At 57.6% G+C, this 20332-nt stretch carries 19 protein-coding genes and 1 riboswitch; of the genes, 12 read left to right on the top strand and 7 right to left on the bottom strand.

The genetic code is table 11. The features are described from left to right. Nucleotides 1-5: 5 nt before the first annotated feature. A complete protein-coding gene (locus JN12_RS06720) occupies nt 6-2372 on the top strand; it encodes an Ig-like domain-containing protein (protein WP_145020086.1) in 2367 nt (788 codons plus the stop codon). 78 nt (nt 2373-2450) lie between these two features. On the opposite strand, the gene JN12_RS06715 is transcribed toward JN12_RS06720, so the two are convergent. Both JN12_RS06715 and JN12_RS06710 read right to left on the bottom strand, forming a co-directional pair. Further along, a complete protein-coding gene (locus JN12_RS06715) occupies nt 2451-3011 on the bottom strand; it encodes a hypothetical protein (protein WP_145020083.1) in 561 nt (186 codons plus the stop codon). A gap of 63 nt (nt 3012-3074) precedes the next feature. After that, nucleotides 3075-3150, bottom strand: a riboswitch (cyclic di-GMP riboswitch). Nucleotides 3151-3238: 88 nt separating this feature from the next. Further along, a complete protein-coding gene (locus JN12_RS06710) occupies nt 3239-4387 on the bottom strand; it encodes a deoxyguanosinetriphosphate triphosphohydrolase (RefSeq protein ID WP_145020080.1) in 1149 nt (382 codons plus the stop codon). A gap of 139 nt (nt 4388-4526) precedes the next feature. On the opposite strand from JN12_RS06710, the gene JN12_RS06705 reads away from it, so the two are divergent. From JN12_RS06705 to JN12_RS06655, 11 genes are all read left to right on the top strand, one after another. After that, nucleotides 4527-5621: a class II fructose-bisphosphate aldolase gene (locus JN12_RS06705; RefSeq protein ID WP_145020077.1), complete on the top strand. Its 1095-nt coding sequence runs from the start codon at nt 4527-4529 to the stop codon at nt 5619-5621. Beyond that, entirely contained in the window at nt 5612-6184 is a 573-nt protein-coding gene (rsmD, locus tag JN12_RS06700) for a 16S rRNA (guanine(966)-N(2))-methyltransferase RsmD (protein ID WP_145020074.1), read from the top strand. Before JN12_RS06705 ends, rsmD begins: the two co-directional genes overlap by 10 nt. 2 nt (nt 6185-6186) lie before the next feature. Then, a complete protein-coding gene (gene coaD, locus JN12_RS06695) occupies nt 6187-6672 on the top strand; it encodes a pantetheine-phosphate adenylyltransferase (protein WP_145020071.1) in 486 nt (161 codons plus the stop codon). 23 nt (nt 6673-6695) lie between these two features. Beyond that, nucleotides 6696-8000 (top strand): aminotransferase class I/II-fold pyridoxal phosphate-dependent enzyme, encoded by a 1305-nt coding sequence (locus tag JN12_RS06690; protein ID WP_145020068.1) that lies wholly within the window; start codon nt 6696-6698, stop codon nt 7998-8000. Nucleotides 8001-8061: 61 nt separating this feature from the next. Beyond that, nucleotides 8062-8256 carry a DUF1858 domain-containing protein gene (locus JN12_RS06685; protein ID WP_145020065.1) on the top strand — a complete coding sequence of 65 codons (195 nt, stop codon included), beginning with the start codon at nt 8062-8064 and terminating at the stop codon, nt 8254-8256. A 43-nt stretch (nt 8257-8299) separates the two neighbouring features. Continuing rightward, nucleotides 8300-9316: a PilZ-like domain-containing protein gene (locus tag JN12_RS06680; RefSeq protein ID WP_145020062.1), complete on the top strand. Its 1017-nt coding sequence runs from the start codon at nt 8300-8302 to the stop codon at nt 9314-9316. 205 nt (nt 9317-9521) lie between these two features. After that, nucleotides 9522-11051 carry a glutamate synthase-related protein gene (locus JN12_RS06675; RefSeq protein WP_145020059.1) on the top strand — a complete coding sequence of 510 codons (1530 nt, stop codon included), beginning with the start codon at nt 9522-9524 and terminating at the stop codon, nt 11049-11051. A 4-nt stretch (nt 11052-11055) separates the two neighbouring features. Continuing rightward, nucleotides 11056-11505 (top strand): 4Fe-4S dicluster domain-containing protein, encoded by a 450-nt coding sequence (locus JN12_RS06670; protein ID WP_145020056.1) that lies wholly within the window; start codon nt 11056-11058, stop codon nt 11503-11505. Then, on the top strand, nt 11502-12812 hold the full coding sequence (locus JN12_RS06665; protein ID WP_145020053.1) for an NAD(P)/FAD-dependent oxidoreductase: 1311 nt from the start codon (nt 11502-11504) through the stop codon (nt 12810-12812). Before JN12_RS06670 ends, JN12_RS06665 begins: the two co-directional genes overlap by 4 nt. Before the next feature lie 45 nt (nt 12813-12857). Next, nucleotides 12858-13979 (top strand): class II glutamine amidotransferase, encoded by a 1122-nt coding sequence (locus tag JN12_RS06660; RefSeq protein ID WP_145020050.1) that lies wholly within the window; start codon nt 12858-12860, stop codon nt 13977-13979. Between the two features lie 71 nt (nt 13980-14050). Beyond that, nucleotides 14051-14797 (top strand): GltB/FmdC/FwdC-like GXGXG domain-containing protein, encoded by a 747-nt coding sequence (locus JN12_RS06655; RefSeq protein ID WP_145020047.1) that lies wholly within the window; start codon nt 14051-14053, stop codon nt 14795-14797. A 104-nt stretch (nt 14798-14901) separates the two neighbouring features. On the opposite strand, the gene JN12_RS06650 is transcribed toward JN12_RS06655, so the two are convergent. The 5 genes from JN12_RS06650 to JN12_RS06630 are packed head-to-tail and all read right to left on the bottom strand — an operon-like array spanning nt 14902 to nt 20311. Then, on the bottom strand, nt 14902-15621 hold the full coding sequence (locus JN12_RS06650) for a creatininase family protein (protein WP_145020044.1): 720 nt from the start codon (nt 15619-15621) through the stop codon (nt 14902-14904). Between the two features lie 25 nt (nt 15622-15646). Further along, the gene (locus JN12_RS06645) at nt 15647-17326 is read right to left on the bottom strand and encodes a Na/Pi cotransporter family protein (protein ID WP_145020041.1); all 1680 of its coding nucleotides are present in this window, start codon (nt 17324-17326) and stop codon (nt 15647-15649) included. A gap of 18 nt (nt 17327-17344) precedes the next feature. Next, a complete protein-coding gene (locus tag JN12_RS06640) occupies nt 17345-17986 on the bottom strand; it encodes a hypothetical protein (protein WP_145020038.1) in 642 nt (213 codons plus the stop codon). 40 nt (nt 17987-18026) lie between these two features. Next, on the bottom strand, nt 18027-18743 hold the full coding sequence (locus tag JN12_RS06635; protein ID WP_145020035.1) for a hypothetical protein: 717 nt from the start codon (nt 18741-18743) through the stop codon (nt 18027-18029). Next, complete coding sequence (locus tag JN12_RS06630; protein ID WP_145020032.1) at nt 18740-20311, bottom strand: OmpA family protein; 1572 nt, start codon at nt 20309-20311, stop codon at nt 18740-18742. The genes JN12_RS06635 and JN12_RS06630 overlap by 4 nt, the downstream gene beginning before the upstream one ends. Between the last annotated feature and the right edge of the window lie 21 nt (nt 20312-20332).

The following is a 20332-nucleotide window of genomic DNA, read 5'->3' as shown; positions in this document are numbered from 1 at the left end:
GATCTATGTATTCGCTCATCGTAAGACTGCTGCTGGGTATCTCCTTCATGCTGGCCGTGGGGTGCAGTTCCAGTTCGACCACCACCGATCTGGCCGCCAGCAACGCCGTCATCTTCGACCCGACCACCGGCAATGTCCCCTTGCCGAACATCCTGGCAACGGCCACTGCCAAGGACCCGATAAGCCAGTACACTGACCCGGTCACCGGTGTCGTCGGTCTCCGTCCCGCCAACACCCCCATGACCCCGCCCGAGGCCCTTGCCTACGTGAACCTGCGGGAAATGGGAAACACCAACGCCGTGTCGGGACTGAATGCGCCGATCTACATCAGGTTCACCAGCCCCGTGGATACTGCCACTGTGACGGCGGCGAACATAAAGGTCTTTCAACTCACAGCCGACAGCGCCAGTTCGTCGGCACCGGAGAACAACCCCCTCGGCTTCACTGATGTTACCGGGATGTTCACCTTTCAGTACGCAACCAACAGCACCGACCTGTTTCTGTTTCCAAACGTTCCCCTTCTTCCGGGAACGAGGTACCTGTACGTAGTGACCAATCGGGTGAAGGACGCTGCCACCGGCAGGCCGGTGGGCAGTTCGAGCGTTTTCGATCCGCTGAAATCCGTAATTCCGCTTGTTGGCCCGTTTGCCCAACTGGAGGCAATTCGCGACAATGTCTACACCGATACGACCAGGACCAGCATCAAGCTCTCCGGCTATGCCAAGGTCATGAACGACCTGATAACGAGCTCTGCCACAACGACCGTTACGAGCCGCGACGATATCGCCCTGCTTGGCCGTTTCATCACGACCGGGGCCGGTTTCATTCTGAAGGATCTCGCCAGCGCCGCATCCCTGATGCCGGTGGAGAGCGCCCTGCGCGCCTTCGCCGCCGGCGCCCCCCTGGGCGGTCTGACCGGAAAGAGCTGGTCCAACACCATCGCCGGCACCACCACCCTCCCCCCTGCGACCTACTGGGGCGCCATCCCCGGGGCCGGGACCGCACCGTCGACGGTCGCCTCCGTGGTGACCGGCACCATCAACAGTGCCGAACTCTCCGTCGATCCGGTCGTTGTCGCCGCCAACAGGGCAACCATGGACCTCACCGGGGTCGCCGGCGCCTACAATCCGGCGAGCGGGGTTGTCCAGCCGTTCCGGAGCAGCGGCGTCCTTACCGGCTACTACCATGCGCCCCGCTCGGTGCCGTTCGTCTACATCACCCCCACATCCCCTAACGGCAAAGTGGTGATTTTCCAGCACGGCATCACCGGCCAGAAGGAACAGGTCGTGGCCGTTGCCGGCGCCCTCACCGCTGCCGGATACGCGGTGGCCGCCATCGACCTGCCGCTGCACGGCCAGTTGGCCGTCACCGGACATACCACCAGCGACGTATGGGGGCAGGATTTCATGGCGGTCGGCGCCCCGCTGGCTACCCGGTCCAATATCCAGCAAGCCGCATTCAACCTGAACCGCCTCGAACTCACCCTGAAAACCGGTGGTCTCGTTGCCGCCGGTGTGACGTCGGCCCCGCCGACCGAGATCAGGTTTGTCGGCCTCAGCCTCGGCTCCATCGTCGGCGCCTACTACCTGGCCGGCAACACCACCCTGGCGACATCCGGCCTTCCCTACACACAGACGACCCTGGGCACCGACATGAAAGGGTTCCTGAGTGTCCCGGGCGGCCGTCTCGCCTACCTGCTCAAGGACAGCCCGGCTTTCAGCCCCAGCGTGAACGCCGGCCTCGCCGCCAAGGGGATCATCAGCGGGACCCCGACCTATAACCAGTTTTTCCAGGTCACCCAATCGGTGGTGGACCCGGCTGACCCGGCGTCCGTGACCACGCCGCTGGCCAGCGGTCTGCCATCCCGTCTGTCCGGCCGGATCGTCATCCAGGAGGCGGTTGGCGACCAGGTCATACCCAATGCCAACACCCGCTTCCTCGGCAATGCCCTCGGCGGCCGCGAGATCCTCGGACCTGCCGGTTCGGCGGTTGCGCCGGGCTTCAGGCAGCTCGGCTATCGGGGCGGCGCCACACCGCGTATCCCTTCGTCGTTCATGTTCACCATTAATGCCGGAGCACCCGCGCCCAAGGTGGACTTTGCGGCGGCACAGAGCAACCTGACCGCAACCACACCGGCAGAAGGGTACTTCCAGTTCGACCAGACCGGTGTCAACCACGGCTTCCTTATCGATCCGAGGGTATCGGCCACCAATACCGGCTATGCCCAGTCCCAGATGGTCAACTACCTGCTGCGCAGCGTCGTGGTTGACCCCACCCCGACGGGCGTTGCCAAGATGGCAGAGGGAAGCCCGGTCCCGGCCGTGGCCAATGATATCCGTCTCCCGAGCGTACTGAAAATTTTCGGGTATTGATCATAAAGAAAGGGCGAAGCCTGCTGGCCTCGCCCTTTCTTTAGCACTCCTAACTGACAGCTTTCACGGTAACCGAAATCAATCATCGTGGTCATGGCCGCGTCCACGGCCGTGACCACGTTCCTCTTTGTCCCATTTCCGCTCTTCCTTCCACCGCTCCTTTTCCTCCTTGCGGTGCTCCTTCCACTCCTTGTCGGGTCGGAAATGCTCGCCCCGGTAGTGATCATGGTCCTCACGGTATGACCGGTATTCCTCATCCCGCAGATACCTGATCCGCTCGTACTTGTGCTTGCGCAGCCCCGGCGGCAGGTGACCGCGGTCGACCCCCCGCCAGGGACCGCCATAGTTAGGACCGCGGTACCAGTTGTTGTCCCGGTACAGGTAGTAGGTATTCCCAATGTAAAACATATCGTAGGGAATACCGACGGCAACATAGAAGCCGAGGGACGGCGGCAGGATGAACTCCGGCGGGGCGGAAAGGACGATCTGGGGTGCGGCTACCGCTATCGGTGGAGCTGGAATCACGGGGACCATCGGCACCCCTACATTGACATTAACGCTGACCTCAGCCTGGACCGCCTGAACCAGGGGCACCGCCACCAGGGCGGCAACAACAACTGCTATTCCGATTCGTTTCATCACATCCTCCTTCAAAATTACCGGCCAATAAAAAAGCCGGGTGCCACATATCGGTTACGATATTTCGGCAACCCGGCTGTCTCTGGGAGACCCGTGGGCTTTCCGCCCCATTCTCGCGAATGGTTTAGTATTGTCGTCTATCATGTGTGCTACGGTATGTCAGTTAACTATAAATCTGATACCGCAATGGGCCGGGCATGTCAAGGAGCTTTGCCGGCAGCGAAGTTCTAGACTCGTTCGTAAGGCTCATAGAGACGCTTGAACTCATCCAGGGCAAAGCGGTCGGTCATGCCGGCGATGTAGTCGCAGATCACCCGCTCTCTGCCGACCTGCTCCATTTTTTTCAGGTATTTGCGCGGCAGAAGGGTCGGATGTTTCACATAGGTATCGAACAGATGGACAATGTAGCGTTCCGCCTTGACCCGCATCCGTTCCACCTTGTAGTGCCGGTAAAGGTTTTCGTGAAGGAAGCGCTTCAGTTCCGCATTAAGCCTGGAAAGTTCCGGGCTGAACCCGACGACCTGACGGTTTACCCTGCGCAGATCGTCGATGCTCTCGATGTGCCATTCGGTCAGGGATGCCCGGGTGATATCGGTCAGGTCGGTGATAAAGAGGCCAATAAGGGAACTGGTGGTCTGGTATTTGAGCCGCACATCATCAATACAGGGATACTTCTTCCGAACACGGCCGCAGACCCTACGCCAGAGCTCAACCTCTTCCAGTTGTTCCAGGGAGATGTACCCCGACTTGAGGCCGTCGTCGATGTCGTGATTGTTGTAAGCGATTTCATCGGCATAGTTGATCAGTTGGGCCTCCACCGTCGGGACCACGCCGGGCAGAAACTCGGCCATGATTTCAGCAGGCCGGTCGTAGGGGGATGAATGTTTGATGAGTCCTTCCCTCACCTCCCAGGAGAGATTGAGACCATTGAAATCCGGGTAACGCTCCTCAAGCTCATCCACCACCCGTAGCGACTGGCGGTTGTGCTCGAACCCTCCGTAATCCTCCATGAGCCGGTTCAGGACCTCCTCGCCGGTGTGGCCGAACGGCGTATGACCCAGATCATGGGCGAGCGCCAGGGCCTCGGTCAACTCTTCGTTCAGCTTGAGACGTCGGGCAATCGCCTTACCGATCTGGGCAACCTCCAATGAATGGGTAAGGCGGGTACGGTAATAGTCGCCCTCGTGATTGACGAACACCTGTGTCTTGTACTCAAGTCTCCGGAATGCCGCACAGTGGATGATCCGGTCCCGGTCCCGTTCAAAGGCGGGGCGGTTGTCACGCAGGCCCTCATGGTGCTTCCTGCCACGGGACTCGACACTTTTAGCCGCAAATCCGGCCAGGTCGGGTCGTTCCATCGACGCTTCCCAATCCATCTCAAGCCTCCTTTTGCCGGTATTTATGCCCCCCGACCAGAGGGCTGTCAACCGCAAACTTAACTTGACGACGGTTTTCATGGATGATAGATTTTTAAACCTTTTTTATGTATACAAGTCGCACGGAGTTGATAAGCAGATGCCACACGCAATCCTACGCCAATACATCCACCCGAACATCAGCGCCAGACTCGGATCGGACTCCAAGGTCTGCGTCCTGAGCGGTCGGGAGATATTTGCCACCCTGGGCAAAGAGAAGAGCATCGTCATGGCGTGCAACCCACGGATTTCCCACGTTGTCCCGGGAATCATGCGGGCCGCCGAGGAGTTGGACGCACTGGTCATATTCGAACTGACCGCAACCGAAGGCGGACTCGACGGGGGGTATACCGGCCAGACCCCCGAGATCTTTGTGCATACCCTCCTGGAGCAGGCACAGCGGCACTCCTTTACCAAGCCATTCGTCATTCACGCAGATCATATAACCGTCAAGGACAGTTCCGAGGCGCTCTTGACCGATGCGCTCCGGCTCATCGAGGCCCAGCGGGCCGCAGGCTTCACCTCCTTTGCCCTTGATGCGTCATTCAACCCGCTAACGGAGAATATCCGCATAGTCTCCACCCTTGCCCGTCAGATGGTTGACGCCGGTTACGGCCTGGAGGTGGAACTCGGAGAAGTGCCGACAGTCGGAAGCGAGACGTGCCTCACCACGGTTGAAGAGGCAGAGGCCTTTCTGGACGGGCTGGCAAAGAACGGTGTCATCCCGCATCTTCTGGCCATCAACAATGGCAGCCATACGGGTAACTACCTGGATGGCCAGATGGTCCAGATCGATCTGGAACGGACCGCGGCGATTTATGCCATGGCTTCGGCCCGCGGTGTTTCCGGCCTGGTGCAGCACGGCATCACCGGGACTCCGCTCCACCTGGTCGGGAGACTTGCCGAGTATGGCATCAGAAAGGGAAACATCGGCACCCTTTGGCAGAATGTTGCCCACGCCGGCCTGCCACTCGACCTTATGGACACCATTCGTCGCTGGTCCAGGGATACGGGCCGGGACATCAAATATGCCACCGGTGTCTTCAAGCATGACATTGATGACATCCCCGAAGAAAACGTGAAACTGATCGCAGAAATGGCGTACCGGGAGGCCCGGGAATTCATATCCGCCTTTCACGGCAAGGGGAGTGCCAGCCGCCTGGCGGGGCTGCTCGGGTCGAGCCGGTGCGGGTGATAGCCGGCACTGCCAGGGGCCGCCACCTGGTCACTCCAAAGGACAATACGGTACGACCAACGGCGGACCGTGTCCGGGAGGCACTGTTCAGCATCCTGACCAGCCGCCGGGAGAACCTCGCAGGATGCCGGGTCCTGGATCTCTTCGCCGGAACCGGAGCGCTGGGCATCGAGGCGTTGAGCCGCGGGGCAGCGGATGCTGTCTTCGTTGACAGTCGTCATTCGTCCCTCCAGCTGGTGGAGAAGAACCTGGCTTTGACCGGGTTGGCAGCCAACAGTCGGACAGTGGCCATGGACGCCCGCCAGGCCCTGGCACTCCTGGCCCGCCAGGGGGCACGGTTCGATCTGGTGTTCTGCGACCCCCCCTATCGGGATCTCGAACTCAGGGATCAGGTGCTTGCGAGCCTGGGGAGCAGTGAACTGCTGGCGGCTGATGCCATCGTAATCATGGAGGGAGCTGCCCGCGACCAGGTACCGGAAACCGTCGGCCTTCTGCACAGGGACGACAGCCGCATTTACGGCGACACCGCCATAACGTTTTTCACCCTATCGACCGGAGAGTAGTCATGCCACGGAAAATAGCCGTTTATCCCGGCTCATTCGACCCGATCACCTACGGCCACATCGACATCATCAAGAGAGGGCTGCGGGTCTTTGACAGCGTTATCGTAGCCGTTGCCCGCAACTCCACGAAAAACGCCCTGTTTTCCATCGACGAACGGGTCGATCTGATCAAAGATGTTTTGGCTGACAATCCCCGAGCAAGAGTTGACACCTTTGAAGGGCTTCTGGTAGACTACGTCCGCTCTCAGCAGGCCACGGTCATCATCCGCGGCCTGCGCGCCATTTCGGATTTTGAATATGAATTCCAGATTGCCCAGATGAACCGGAGCATTACCTGCGAGGTGGAAACCCTTTTCATGATGACCTCGGTTCCCTACAGCTACCTCTCCTCATCCATCGTCAAGGAAGTCAGCTCGCTCAAAGGGCCGATCGACAGCCTGGTGCCGCCGCAGGTCAAACAAGCGCTGGTCAACAAGTTTTCTTCATAACCACCCATAACAAGGAGACCCGTATGAATCCGCTAGCCGTAGAACTCAACGAGATGCTCAGCCAGAGCAATCCTTATGTTCTGGAGATGCTGTCCGACCTGGGCAAGAACCTTTTCTTCCCCAAGGGAATTCTGACCCAGTCGGCCGAAGCCAAGGAAAAGGCCCACAAATTCAACGCCACCATAGGCATCGCCACCGAAAAAGGCGGCCCGATGTACCTCCAGTGCATCCAGGACAAGCTCACCGCCTTTGACCCGAAGGACATCTACCCCTATGCGCCGCCGGCCGGCAAGCCGGAACTGCGCGCCCTCTGGCGTGAGAAGCAGCTGCGGGAGAACCCGAGCCAACAGGGGAAACACTTCAGCAACCCGATCGTCACCAACGCCCTCACCCACGGCCTCTCAATCGTTGCCGACATGTTCGTCGACGCGGGCGACCACGTGATCCTGCCGGACATGCTCTGGGGGAACTACAACCTCACCTTCGGCACCTGCTCCGGTGCCGTCATGCGGAAATTCCCGACCTTCACCGTGGCCGGCGGCTATGACGTCGACGCCTTCAAGGCCGAGTTGAAAAACAGCGCCGAGGAAAAGGGTAAAGCCATTGTCATCCTGAACTTCCCCAACAACCCGAGCGGCTACACCCCGTCCGTCGCCGAAGGTGACGCTATCGTTGCCGCCATCAAGGAAGTCGCCGAGAGCGGCTGCAACATCGTCGCCGTCACCGATGACGCCTACTTCGGCCTCTTCTACGAGGACAGCATGAAGGAGTCGCTCTTCGGCAAGCTCGCCAACCTCCACCCGCGCATCCTGACGGTCAGGCTCGACGGCGCCACCAAGGAGGAGTTCGTCTGGGGCTTTAGGACCGGCTTCATCACCTTCGCCGACGGCAACAGCTTCGAGAACGCCCGGGTCATGACCGCTCTGGAGAAGAAGGCCATGGGGATCATACGCGCACGGATCTCCAACTGCCCCCACCCCTCCCAGACCTTCGCCATCGAGGCGCTTCGCTCCCCGAAATTCCTCGAACAGAAGGAAGAGAAGTTCCAGGTACTGAAAGGCCGCGCCCTTAAGGTCAAGGAAGTCCTCGACAGCGGTAAGTACGATTCCGCCTGGACCTACTACCCGTTCAACTCCGGCTACTTCATGTGCCTCAAGCTGAAGACCGTCGATGCCGAGAAGCTGCGGGTCCACCTCCTCGACAAGTACGGCGTCGGCGGTATCTCCATCGGCAAGACCGATCTTAGGATCGCCTTTTCCTGCATCGAGGAGAAGGATGTCCCCGAGCTGTTCGATCTCATCTACCAAGGGGTACAGGATCTGGCCTGATCATCCTGCCATACGGAACAGGGCGAGGGGTGGGTCCCTCGCCTTGTTTACAGGAGGACGAATGATTACCAAGGAAATGACCATCGGCGAAATCATCCGGCTCTATCCGCACACAACTGCCATCTTTGCCCGTTACGGCCTGGAATGCAACGAATGCCAGATTGCCGACTTTGAGGAACTGGCCCATGGCGCCGGTGTCCATAAGGTCGACATCGACCAGCTCCTCAAAGACCTCAACGAAACTGCCGTGAAGTGACCTGGGAGTGGTTTGCGCGCCACTCTCAACAACACAACGCACAATGACCGACTCGATTCCTCCCTACGCACGATTCTTTCCGAAAGGACAGCGGGTCCAGCTGCTGCTCCCCACCCCGGAAGGCACACCATTCATCGAATGGGCGGTGGTGTTTACCCTGCTGGACGATCTGCTGGAACTGCGGCTGTCCCGGGACAGACTGCCGACCGGTATTTCGCTAGGGCTGGGTGTCACGGTCGAACTCAAAATCGTTCGTGACGGAACGGTATATGCCTGCCGGGTGCTCGTGGTCGGTGAACTTGATCGGGAACTGCTCAGCGTCCGACTGGTCGGCGATGTCATCATCAGCGATCTGCGCGAATATTTCAGAATCGACGCCTACCTTCCGGTTCGGTATGTCATTCCGGACACAACTGACACGGAAGCTCTCCAAGAGCAATGGATCAACCGCCGCGACCGCATTGCCGCCAGCAAGGACCAGTCGGCAATATTTTTCAGCGACACCTTCCCATCAAGAGACTCCGGCGGCACCATACAACCCTGGGCTCAGCCCCACCCCATTGCCGCGAACATCAGCGGTGGCGGCATCAAAGTAAACATCCCCGATCCCCTGCCAAAAGACACCTACCTTTTTATTGAGCTGTTTCTTCCCTTAGTGCCACCGCACGTTGTGGAGACAGTCGGCAAGGTGATCCAGTCGGAAAAACTGCTCATGCCTGACGATGCCGCGCCCATCTACCAGACTGCCATCACGTTTGTCTTCGTTGACGAACGCGATCGCGACGCCATAATCAATTACATCACCACTGAACAGATCCGTCGCCTGCGTGCCATGCAACGCACCGAACCGACGGTACCACCGGCCACTCCGAAACGCTCCACCTTCAGGACCGTTGCCAAACGTTGTGCAGCAGGCCTTATCATCATCATCCTGCTCGTTGTTCTGACGCGCTACTTCTACCATTACAACCAGGGACACGAGAAAAGCGAAATCGCCACCATCTTTGAAGGTGGCATAAAAAAATATCTCGAACAGCTTCGCCAACACCCTGCGCCATAAAGTGTACATTTTCACCACTAATTAATGTAATATACAAACTCACAGCGCACTCAACCCGAGAGCGCTTTAACCATCCGACACACTCACCTACCCGTAACTTACTGTTTTCGCTAGTAATGTAAAGCCAAACAGCAAGTTGGCACACTATTGGCTATAGCAACAATCGATCTACTCCAGCATCCCATGCCACCCAGGAGGCCACACGGTGCTTTACAAGTCTGTTACCGAGTCATTCAACGAGTTCATCGTCGATCGCAACGAACGCAAGTGCATCCGCTGCAAGGTCTGCGTTCGCCAATGCGCGTATGACGTCCATTCGTTCGTGGAAGAGGACAACTACCTGGCCGAGGACAGTACCTCGTGCATAGGCTGTCGTCGCTGTTCCGCGTACTGTCCAACCGGCGCCATTACCATCCGGGTCAACGAGGAAAACTTCAAGAAGAACGAATCCTGGTCGGGCGCCCACATCCGCAACCTCTATGCCCAGGCCGATACCGGCGGCATTCTGCTGGCAGCCATGGGGAATCCGGCCAAGTACCCGATCTTCTGGGACCACCTGCTCCTTGACGCCTCCCAGGTTACCAACCCATCCATCGACCCGCTCCGGGAGCCGATGGAGCTCAGGACCTATCTGGGAAAGAAACCCCATTCCATCGAAGTGGTCCGCGATGAGAAGAGCGGAAAGCCGAAACTGGCCACCAAACTTGCACCACAGTTGAAACTGGAGTACCCGTTCATCTTCTCCGCCATGAGCTACGGTGCCCTGAACCTGAACGCCCACAAGGCGATGGCCGCTGCGGCCCAGGAGTTGGGGACCCTCTACAACACCGGCGAAGGGGGACTGCACAAGGATCTGTACCAGTACGGCAAGAACGTCATCGTCCAGGTGGCGTCGGGCCGGTTCGGTGTCAGCGAGCAGTACCTGAACGCCGGCGTGGGGATCGAGATCAAGGTGGGCCAGGGAGCCAAGCCGGGCATCGGCGGACACCTCCCCGGTGAAAAGGTCAATGATCAGATCTCCGAGACCCGGATGATCCCCATGGGCTCGGACGCCATATCGCCGGCACCACACCACGACATCTACTCCATCGAGGACCTGCGCCAGCTGATCTTCGCCCTCAAGGAAGCGACCAATTACGAGAAGCCGGTTTCGGTAAAAATCGCCGCAGTCCACCACGTGGCAGCCATTGCTTCGGGTATTGCCCGGGCCGGCGCCGACATCATCACCATTGACGGCTTCCGGGGGGGGACCGGTGCGGCCCCGCAGGTGATCAGGGACAACGTGGGACTCCCCATGGAACTCGCCCTGGCCGCGGTCGATGCCCGCCTGCGGGACGAGGGGATCAGGAACCAGGTTTCCATCGTGGTCGGCGGCGGGGTGCGCAATTCCGGCGACGCCATCAAGGCCATCGCTTTGGGGGCCGATGCCATCAACCTGGGTACCTCCACCCTCCTGGCCCTGGGGTGCACCCTCTGCCAGCGCTGCTACACCGGCAAGTGCCCGTGGGGGATCACCACCAACAATCCGTACCTGGCCAAGCGACTCAACCCGGAGTTGGGTGCGGAACGCCTGGTGAACCTGGTCCACGCCTGGGGTCACGAGATGAAGGAAATCCTCGGCGGCATGGGCCTCAACGCCCTGGAATCGCTGCGCGGCAACCGTTACAAGCTGCGTGCCATAGGTCTTTCCGAGAACGAGATGAACATCCTGGGCGTAATGCCCGCCGGAGAATAGCACAATGAAGCGAATCTACACACTGGAAGACGTCTGCATCGGCTGCCACCTCTGCGAGGTCGCCTGCATAACCGAGCACTCCCGTTCCAAAGATCCGGTGAAGGCATTCCTGCACGAACCCGAACGCCCCATCTCCCGCTGCACCGTCGAGGAGTGGGACGGCGGCGTGGTCTCCCTTTCAACCACCTGCCGTCACTGCGACGAGCCGGACTGCCTGCGGGCCTGCATCTCCGGCGCCATTCAGAAAAACGATAGCGGCGTGGTCCGGATCGACACCGAACAGTGCGTCGGCTGCTGGTCCTGCGTCATGGCCTGCCCGTATGGTGCCATCCAGCGCAACCTCGCCAAAAAGAAAGCCAACAAGTGCGACCTGTGCCCGGACCGGCTGACCCCGGCCTGCGTGGAAGCCTGCCCCAACAGGGCTCTGGTGTACAAGGAGGGCTCACAGAAATGAACTATGTGATCATCGGCAACTCGGTCGCCGCCGTGGGGGCCATGCGGGCCATCCGCGCCAGCGACCCGACCGGAAACATCATTGTCGTCTCCCGGGAAAAGCACACCGCCTATGGACGACCGCTCATCTCCTACCTGCTGGGCGGGCTGATTACCGAAAAGCGGATGCCGTACCTTCCCGACGATTTCTACGAAAAGAACCGGATCAATCTTCTCCTGGGGAACGAGGTTGTGGGGGTCGACACCAAGGCCGGGAAGGTGAAGCTGGCCGACGGCGACGCCATCGCCTATGATCGCCTGCTCATCGCCACCGGCGGCGACCCGTTCGTCCCCCCCATCATGGGGCTCGAAGACCGGGACAACATCTTCACCTTCACCACCTGGGACGATGCCGCGAAACTGAAGGGGATTGCCGAGGACATTGAGCGGGCCGTGGTGATCGGCGGCGGCCTCATCGGGCTGAAGGCGGCCGAGGGGCTTCACCTTCTCGGGAAGAAGGTCACCATTGTCGAACTGGCTGACCGGATACTGTCCGCGGCCTTTGACCGCCCTGCCGGTCGCATTGTTGCCAAGAAGATGAAGGCCAACGGCATCGAGGTCATCAACGAGGATACCGTGGTCAGCATTGAGGGCGAAGGGTCGCTCATCACCGGCGTGACGCTCAAGTCCGGCGACTTCATCCCCTGCGACACGGTGGTGGTTGCCATCGGTGTCCGGCCGGCAGCAAGCTTCCTCAAGGGGAGCGGCATCGAGGTCAATCGCGGCATAGTCGTTGACGAACGGATGCAGACCAATGTGAAGGGAGTTTATGCCGCCGGCGACGTGGCCGAGGCACAAGACTTCTTCTCCGGGGCCAAGAACCCGATGCCGATCTGGCCCGACGCCTACATCCAGGGGGATATCGCCGGCAGTGCCATGACCGGCGGCAACAAGGACTACCCTGGTGGCCTCGCCATGAACTCCATCGAGTTCTTCAAGGTGTCGACCATCTCCATGGGGATCACCAACCCGCCTGCAGGGGATGAGTTCGAGATCATCACCTACCTGGACCAGGAGGCGTATACCTACCGCAAGATCGTCATCAAGGATAACATCCTCGTCGGCGCGGTCCTGGTCGGCGAAGTTGACCGGGCAGGCATCTTCGCCGGTCTCATACGCGACCGGGCCGACATAACCTCCTACAAGGAGGATCTCCTCCGCCCCGGCTTTGGCTTCATCAACCTTCCGAAGGAGGTACGGAGTGCTCTCTTCGCTCCGGCGGGAAAAGTGACCGAGCACGGGCAGGTAGCCAGGGCCGTCGGCCACTAGGCCCGGACCATACGCCTTTCCATGACCAGACAGAGGTTTTCAGACATGAAAAGCATCCGCAAACCGACGCATAATTTCCAGAAGGACATCTCCAACTGCGGCCTTACCGGCTTCATCTCCACCACCGGGAAGAAGGTTGAGGGGAGTGTCATCATCAAGTCCATCTCCCTGATGCACGACCGGGGCAACGGTCTTGGCGGCGGCTTTGCCGCCTACGGCATCTACCCGGAGTACAAGGATTTCTTTGCCTTTCACCTGATGTACGAAAACGCCATGGCCCTCCAGTTGACCGAGGAGTACCTGGGCGAGCACTTCGCCATCGAACAGCACGAAGACATCCCGACCCGCCGCATTGCCGCCATCACCAACCCGCCGGTCTTTCGCCGCTATTTTGTCCAGCCGCTGAAGACCAAGGAGTACCAGGAGGCGATCGAGTACCAGAAGATGACCGTGGAGGACGTGATCGTCAGCCATGTCATGCGGATCAATCACGAGATCGAAGGCGCCTTTGTCGTCTCTTCCGGCAAGAACATGGGGGCGTTCAAGGGGGTCGGCTACCCCGAGGAGATCGCCGAATTCTTCCGCCTTGAAGAGTACAGCGGCCACATCTGGACCGCCCACAACCGTTTTCCCACCAACACCCCGGGCTGGTGGGGCGGTGCCCACCCGTTCACCCTGCTGGACTGGTCCATCGTCCACAACGGCGAGATATCCTCCTACGGCATTAACAAGCGTTATCTGGAGATGTACGGCTACCTCTGCACCATGCTGACCGACACCGAAGTCGTGGCCTACCTCCTGGACATCCTCATCAGGAAACACGGCCTGACACCGGAACTGGCCGCCCTGGCCCTTGCGTCCCCCTTCTGGGACAAGATCGACCAGCTTCCCGACGACGAGCGGGAACTGCTCACCGCCATCCGCCAGGTTTACGGCAGCGGCCTTCTGAATGGCCCGTTCGCCATCCTCTTTGCCAGCAACGAGGGGCTGATCGGCCTGAACGACCGGGTCAAACTGCGCCCCCTGGTCTGCGCCGAAAAGGACGATTTCGTCTACATGGCCTCGGAAGAGTCCGCCATCCGCGAAATCTGCCCGAAGCCGGACCGGGTCTGGGCACCCCGCGGCGGCGAGCCGGTAATCGCAATGCTGAAGCCGGGTGTGGCGTAAATCGGTTCAAGGTTCAATGTTCGAGGTTATGAACATTGAACGTCGAACATCAACGTTTTGAGGTGGTTATTATGAAAATAGATGCGCAGGGGCTTTACTACCGGGAGCTCAACAACAAGGTCAAGGCGGCGGTGGCTGCCGGTGCCGACAAGATCGAGCTGTTGAACGTGAACGGCCAATACTTCATCGGAGACGGCATCAACCGTCCGGTGACCATTACCATCAACGGTGTACCGGGCAATGACCTGGCTGCCTTCATGAACGGCGCCACCATCATTGTCAGGGACAACGGCCAGGACAACATCGGCAACACCATGAATGCCGGCAAGGTGGTAGTTCACGGTCACGCCGGCGACGTTCTCGGCTATGGCATGCGTGGCGGCAGGCTCCACATTCTGAAGGACGTGGGGTACCGGGTCGGCATCCACATGAAGTCGTATCAGGAAAATCGGCCGGTGCTGATTGCCGGCGGCAAGGCAGGCGACTTCTTCGGTGAGTACATGGCTGGCGGGGTATTGGTGCTGCTCGGCATGTTCAGCGATACAGAGGACAAGGCAAAGCACGGCTTCTCTCTTGGCACCGGCATGCACGGCGGTGTGATTTATATCCGTGGTGGTGTGGACGAAAGCCGCCTGTCGCGCGAGGTCGGGGTCTTTGAACTGACAGCGGACGACCGGAAAGATCTCGAAATATATCTAAGGGATTACTGCAAAGACTTCAAGCTTGACTATAAGGAAGTAATGAGCGAGCCGTTCGTGAAGATCCTACCGAAGAGCAAACGGCCGTACGGAAACATGTACTGTCCCATGCCACGCTGACTCACGTCAATCTACCAATACCTGTTACTGATGAACAAAAAGCGGCTGCCTGTATAGCAGCCGCTTTTTGTTCATCGCGGTAACTTGACCGGTGCACAGTACCCTTACTCCGTAAAGGCCTCAATCTGCCTTACCAGTTCGACAACTTTTGCCACGACCAGCGCCTCAATCTGCTCTCCCTTCGCTGAAGAAGCCTTTGCAGGGTCTCCCCAGATGCCTCCGGGCCAGAACTTTCGTTTATTGCGCACCAGAATACCTGTCGGAAAGTTCGGATACTCCTCTTGTCCGGTACCTTTTACAAGATGGGGATGGCTATGGAGTATTCTTGATGTTTCGATCTCGCCGGCATGTGAATCACCGGGGGTTTCAACCAACGTCCGCCCTTCTTCTTTGGCCAGTACGTATTCGGTGACGACCGCGACCCTGCTCTCGGCAAGCGCTGCCAGAAGTTCTTCTCCCACCTCCTGAAGTGCAAGACAGTGGGCTCCACCTGCGTGGCCGGACAAGATGATAAAATTTCGCAGCCCGTGAACGTAAAGGCTGTTTACGATATCGTACACCAGGGCCTTGAGTGTCGCGGTCCTGATGGATATCGTTCCGGGATGACAGGAGGTGGAACGGCAGTTGCCGTAATTGATCGGCGGCGCGACAAAGAGTGGCACAAGTTGCGAAGCCTTTTTAGCCACTTCTACCGCCTGCATGGTGTCGGTGGCAAGGGGCAGATGGTCACCATGTTCTTCCACCGAGCCGACCGGAATCAGCACTGTCCGGGTCTTCATTAATCCGACGCTGAATTCCGTCATGGTCAACTCTTCTATCAACATGGAGCAAATCCTTTCCAGCGACTTGTCAGAGCAGTTCTCGGCGAGACTTGATAATGGCATAGGCGTGGTCGGTAATTTTTGTAAAGGCAACAATGATGTCGCCATAGAGCAGCCCAGCATCCACTGAACAGAAGCCACCGCGCATTCTCATCACGTGATTGCGGTGCATCAGCTCCTCCAACAGAGACACCTCATCCTTAAGTTGACGTGCAGTTGGCAGCAGATCACCGTCATCTCCCCCTCCATCTTCCGCTATTGCCAGCGTAACTATGGCAACCGTGGCATCAGAGAGACGCTTTAGCTCATCCATGGCCTCGTTGGAAAAGAGGATATGGCTCTCCTTCTTATTGGTAAGGTAGGTGAGTACAGCCATGATGCCGTCGCCCATATGTTCCAGGTTGTTAACCGTCTGAATCAGCAAGGGTATTTCCATTGATCGTTCGGCATCGAGCGGCTGACGGGATACCTGGACCAGAAATTGAGAGATGTCCCTGTGCAGGACATCGAGTTGTTCCTCCTGCTGACGTACTAACGACACTTTCGTGGTGTCAAAGCGATTGAAGAGTTGCATGGTTTCATGGAACATTGCCAGTGCCGTCTCTCCCATGCGCCGAGTCTCGTTGCGGGCCTGCATGAGAGCCAGCATCGGCGTGTTGATGACGCGCCAGTCGAGAAACTGCGGCCGCGGTTCGATATCTCCCTTGCGCGCCCCCGGCAAGGTGAACAGGGAAGAACGGGTAAAAAAACCGATTAAAGGCAGAAAGAGTACGATGCTGAAAATGTTGAACAGCGTGTGGGCATTGGCGAGATGCCTGGCCACAAGCGAGTTCGGGGCCATCAGGCGGGCAGATGAGAGGGTGTTTACAAGGTCGGCAGTAATCGTATCCCGATCAGGGGAAACCAGCACAACCGCTTTGACAAAGAGCGGAAACGCCAGCAGCGTAAGAACAACAGCGAGGAGCGAGATCGTCACATAGAGGTATGCAGTCCGTTTGGCGGCCGGGGTACCGTTGATGGTGGCAAACAGTGTGAACGCGGCAATGCCGAGAGACTCACCGACAATCATGGCAATACCGTCGCCGAAGTTCACCAGACCGCTACCGGTCATGGCAATGATGACGCCCGTGGCCACGCTGTTGGACTGGATCAGCAGGGTGAGTATGGCACCAATGAGCACAGACGAGCCGCGCCAGGAGAAAACATGCGTACTGACTCCCTGAATCACGGCGCTCTGACCGATCGGAATCAGTCCATTCTCCAGAAGGCGCATGCCGAAAAATACCAAGCCTGCCCCAAGGAGAAGGTCACCAATGTAAAGGTTGCGACGTTTCTTGCTGAAGGATCGTAACAGTACCCCTGCCAGGATGGCCGGAAAGGCAAAGATTGTACTTTGAAAAGCGATGAATTGGACGGCGAGAGTTGCACCGAGTCCGGTCCCGAGCAGGACGCCCAGGGCCTGATAGAGCGAGATGAGGCCGGCGTTGACAAAGCCGATGACAATAACCGACGCGGTTGTGCTCGACTGGAGCAGAACGGCAAGGCCGCTGCCGATAAGCGCAGCGGCAAAACGGTTACCGGTAATCCTTTCGAGAGCGAAACGAAACCGCTCCCCTGAAATTCTCTGGAGCCCTTCGGACATGGTCTTCATCCCGAGGATGAAGAGACCGAGTCCCCCCAGCGCCTCACTCAGCGAAGAGAGCGGCATGGAGCGTTTACTCCTTGGTTATTTTACAATCCGAAATGGAAAGACAAAGTCGGGTTGGGCTGACTTGGATGTCCCTTTGTTATAAATATACAACTTCACACCTTTGACATCTGCAAGGTCGATGCGGAAATAAACCAGCCCGTTAACCTTGGCACCGGGGATGATCGTGCCGGCATGCAGCGCCTTGGTATAGATATCCTGCGGGTATACTTCATAATAATAGGGGATGTTTGAGCTTTGCTGATTCCGGAAAGCAGCCTTTTCATAATCTTCAAGATAGTAGAAGCCGACATAGGGGTACGGAATAAGGTAGTAAAGGTCCTTGGACAGGATCTCCTTCAGTTTTTCCGGGGTCAGGGCAGAGTATTGACGCCCCTCGTTATCGAGAAGAATAAAGGAATCCTTATCAAAGGCTATCTCGGCATTACCCTTATTTTCTATCTCCAGGGCAAAGGAAGCCACCCCACCTTCCAGTTTGTAGTCAGCCATTTCCGGGGAGGAATTGGCTGCGGAAATCCGGATCGACTCTTTACTAATAGTTAACGAATTGCTTGAAGGATCGACGATACCGTTCCCAACCGGTTCGGGGACGACCTTTATGGCACAACCTGCAAGAAAAATGGCTGACAGCACGAAGCCAACTACAATCTGCCTCAGCATTGGTATCGCCTCCAGATTATGGAATTATACGCATAAACAATCATCGGAATTCGGTTGGCAGCGGCGCCGGATATTTGCTTGCTCGCTCCAGCCTTCTTGCCTTTTCTGCTGCCTTGGCCTTTGACCTGGCAACCAGGTCGTCGGCCTTGCGCGCTTGTTCAGCCACGGCACGCTGCACTGTCTGCCTCTGCTGGGCCAGTTTTCTTTCCAATTGTGGATCAATGTAGAGCGGTTCGGCGGTCAGCCCGGCTGGGCTGGTGGGGGCGTCGGCATATTCGGTAATTTCGAAGCTTTCGCCCTTTTCTACCAGCACCCACTCCACGCGCCGCTTTTCAGTCAGCTTGTCGGCCTTGAACGATGATGGCATTACCGAGAATTTGACACTGCTTTCCCTGTTGTTACTTGGTTTCAATTTTCTGCAGGCAATGATTATGTCAAGCGGTGCCGTGATGGAATCACGCAGAAAAAGTTCCACTTCCTTGGCCAGCGTGAGCGATTTGCTGATATAGACGTCCGGGTCCTTTTCCGTTGCCATGTCTCCTTCAATCATCAGCAGTGCATCGCTACGTTGTTTGAGTATTGCCTCAACTATAGCAAGAATCTGCTTCTTTGCTTTGCTGTCCAGACTCACAGAATCGTTCACCAGCTGTACCTGTCCCTTGTGTTCGCCGATTGTTACCGTCTGAGCCGCCGGAACCTGAGCAGTAAAGGCTGACAGGATAAGCACTGTAACTAGCCAACCCAAAAGGCTTTTCATTTTGCCTTGTCCACGAGAAAGAGAATCTCGAATCGTCTGTTTTGTCGCCGACCGTCATCGGTCCGGTTGTCGGAAATAGGGACCGATTTACCCATCCCCTTGACGAATATCCGTGCCGGGTTCACCCCTTCGCGGGTGATGAGGTAATTGGCCACGGCAATAGCCCGCTTCAAAGAGAGATCCAGATTGTACCGTACTGAACCAATACTATCAGTATGTCCGTCCACCCGCAAATAGGACCACCGGGAATCTTTTCTGATGATTTCACCAATCTCTGCCAGGGCCTTTTTCACCTCTGGTGAAAGCTCGCTCTGGCCGAACTCGAATATGGTGTCAGGAAGGCGAAACTTCTTGTACACGGATACCGTATCGCTGGATTTTGTCCACTTGACAGGTTCAGCCTCGTGCTGCACACCGACGCCATACGTGGGAGTCGTGCCGGTAATACGGTTTATGGTATATTCCAATGCCCTGCTCTCCCGGTCCAGCTTTCTCTCAGAGGGCCTGACAGCCTCTTCCAGATTGTCAGGGGAATCGTCGACCTGTTCAAGCAGGATATTGGGAGGAAGGGCAACAGGGGTCGCCGAAGTGGGGGCTGGTTGCGATTGTACCAGTATCTGGCCGTAGGGCTTAATGACGATATCTTCCCTGTCGGGATCGACCGGAACCTCGAATTTACTGACCGGAGCCGGGGCAATGGGAGCCTTGACGAGAAGCGGAGTTATGGGAATAATCTTTACCCGCTTGATTACATCCTTTTTCCTATCAGGTCCTTCATCCTGGGTTTGGATGCGGGGAATGGGCTTGATGTAATTTCCGAGGCCCTGACAGGTGCTGAAGCCGAAGAGAATACGCCAATCAGGAGCAGCCTGGTTAACGCCGGCGCCGGCAGCAAGATTTAACGTTAAATGGGGAGAGAAGTAGAAGCGAAAACCTGCAGAAGCTTCAACGGGAGAGTCGGCATACTCTTTTGCATCTCTGCCGGTAAGTTCAAGGGTCACTTTGGAGCGTTGACCGGGATTATACTCAAAACCAAACCCAAAAGGGATCTCGTAGGATTTTGTTCGCTCCGGATTGTCGCCCAGCGCCAGATAGCCACCGTACGCATGAGCACCGATCTGATCTACGCGATAAGAGGCGATAATGCGCCCCCCGACATCCGTTGTCCCGTTTATCTTCGGATCTTCGGAAATGGCCCTGCGAAGAAAGACATCACCACTGAGCTTGAAGTTGTCTTTGCGCTTGCCGTAAAAACGCAACTTCGAACCGATGTCGGCAGTGCCTCTGCCGGAGCGTGATTCCTGGTTGTTGAGAAAAAGGTTGGGATAGGTGCCGTAGGCTTCCCAAAACGGACCTAACCCCAGCGTCAGGGTGGCAGGAATGATAACAGATGAGCCGTTGGGACCATTACAGGCACTCCCCCATAAGCCAATGCAGACATTGCCAGCGTCAATTGTTTCGGCAGACGGGACAGACATAAGACCCGTGGCACCGAATTGTGTCGGATTCGCCGAGGCAGTTCCCGCAAAAAGAATAATCAGAGCTAACGTAAGGAAGGGCTTGTTCATGGGGTTTTAACAATGTATCCC

Origin of the sequence: Geobacter argillaceus, from assembly GCF_007830735.1 — a bacterium.
Taxonomy (GTDB): Bacteria; Desulfobacterota; Desulfuromonadia; order Geobacterales; family DSM-12255; genus Geomobilibacter; species Geomobilibacter argillaceus.
Note: the sequence above shows the minus strand (reverse complement) of the source record. Positions and strands in the feature narration are given on the sequence as shown.

What these genes read in the sequence shown, in the direction of transcription:
- JN12_RS06680 (WP_145020062.1), top strand. Translation starts at nt 8,300, where the DNA reads ATGACCGACTCGATTCCTCCCTACGCACGATTCTTTCCGAAAGGACAG.
- JN12_RS06710 (WP_145020080.1), bottom strand. Translation starts at nt 4,387, where the DNA reads ATGGATTGGGAAGCGTCGATGGAACGACCCGACCTGGCCGGATTTGCG.
- JN12_RS06640 (WP_145020038.1), bottom strand. Translation starts at nt 17,986, where the DNA reads ATGCTGAGGCAGATTGTAGTTGGCTTCGTGCTGTCAGCCATTTTTCTT.
- JN12_RS06635 (WP_145020035.1), bottom strand. Translation starts at nt 18,743, where the DNA reads ATGAAAAGCCTTTTGGGTTGGCTAGTTACAGTGCTTATCCTGTCAGCC.
- coaD (WP_145020071.1), top strand. Translation starts at nt 6,187, where the DNA reads ATGCCACGGAAAATAGCCGTTTATCCCGGCTCATTCGACCCGATCACC.
- JN12_RS06720 (WP_145020086.1), top strand. Translation starts at nt 6, where the DNA reads ATGTATTCGCTCATCGTAAGACTGCTGCTGGGTATCTCCTTCATGCTG.
- JN12_RS06685 (WP_145020065.1), top strand. Translation starts at nt 8,062, where the DNA reads ATGATTACCAAGGAAATGACCATCGGCGAAATCATCCGGCTCTATCCG.
- JN12_RS06705 (WP_145020077.1), top strand. Translation starts at nt 4,527, where the DNA reads ATGCCACACGCAATCCTACGCCAATACATCCACCCGAACATCAGCGCC.
- JN12_RS06630 (WP_145020032.1), bottom strand. Translation starts at nt 20,311, where the DNA reads ATGAACAAGCCCTTCCTTACGTTAGCTCTGATTATTCTTTTTGCGGGA.
- JN12_RS06670 (WP_145020056.1), top strand. Translation starts at nt 11,056, where the DNA reads ATGAAGCGAATCTACACACTGGAAGACGTCTGCATCGGCTGCCACCTC.
- JN12_RS06690 (WP_145020068.1), top strand. Translation starts at nt 6,696, where the DNA reads ATGAATCCGCTAGCCGTAGAACTCAACGAGATGCTCAGCCAGAGCAAT.
- JN12_RS06660 (WP_145020050.1), top strand. Translation starts at nt 12,858, where the DNA reads ATGAAAAGCATCCGCAAACCGACGCATAATTTCCAGAAGGACATCTCC.
- JN12_RS06715 (WP_145020083.1), bottom strand. Translation starts at nt 3,011, where the DNA reads ATGAAACGAATCGGAATAGCAGTTGTTGTTGCCGCCCTGGTGGCGGTG.
- JN12_RS06665 (WP_145020053.1), top strand. Translation starts at nt 11,502, where the DNA reads ATGAACTATGTGATCATCGGCAACTCGGTCGCCGCCGTGGGGGCCATG.
- JN12_RS06655 (WP_145020047.1), top strand. Translation starts at nt 14,051, where the DNA reads ATGAAAATAGATGCGCAGGGGCTTTACTACCGGGAGCTCAACAACAAG.
- JN12_RS06650 (WP_145020044.1), bottom strand. Translation starts at nt 15,621, where the DNA reads ATGTTGATAGAAGAGTTGACCATGACGGAATTCAGCGTCGGATTAATG.
- JN12_RS06645 (WP_145020041.1), bottom strand. Translation starts at nt 17,326, where the DNA reads ATGCCGCTCTCTTCGCTGAGTGAGGCGCTGGGGGGACTCGGTCTCTTC.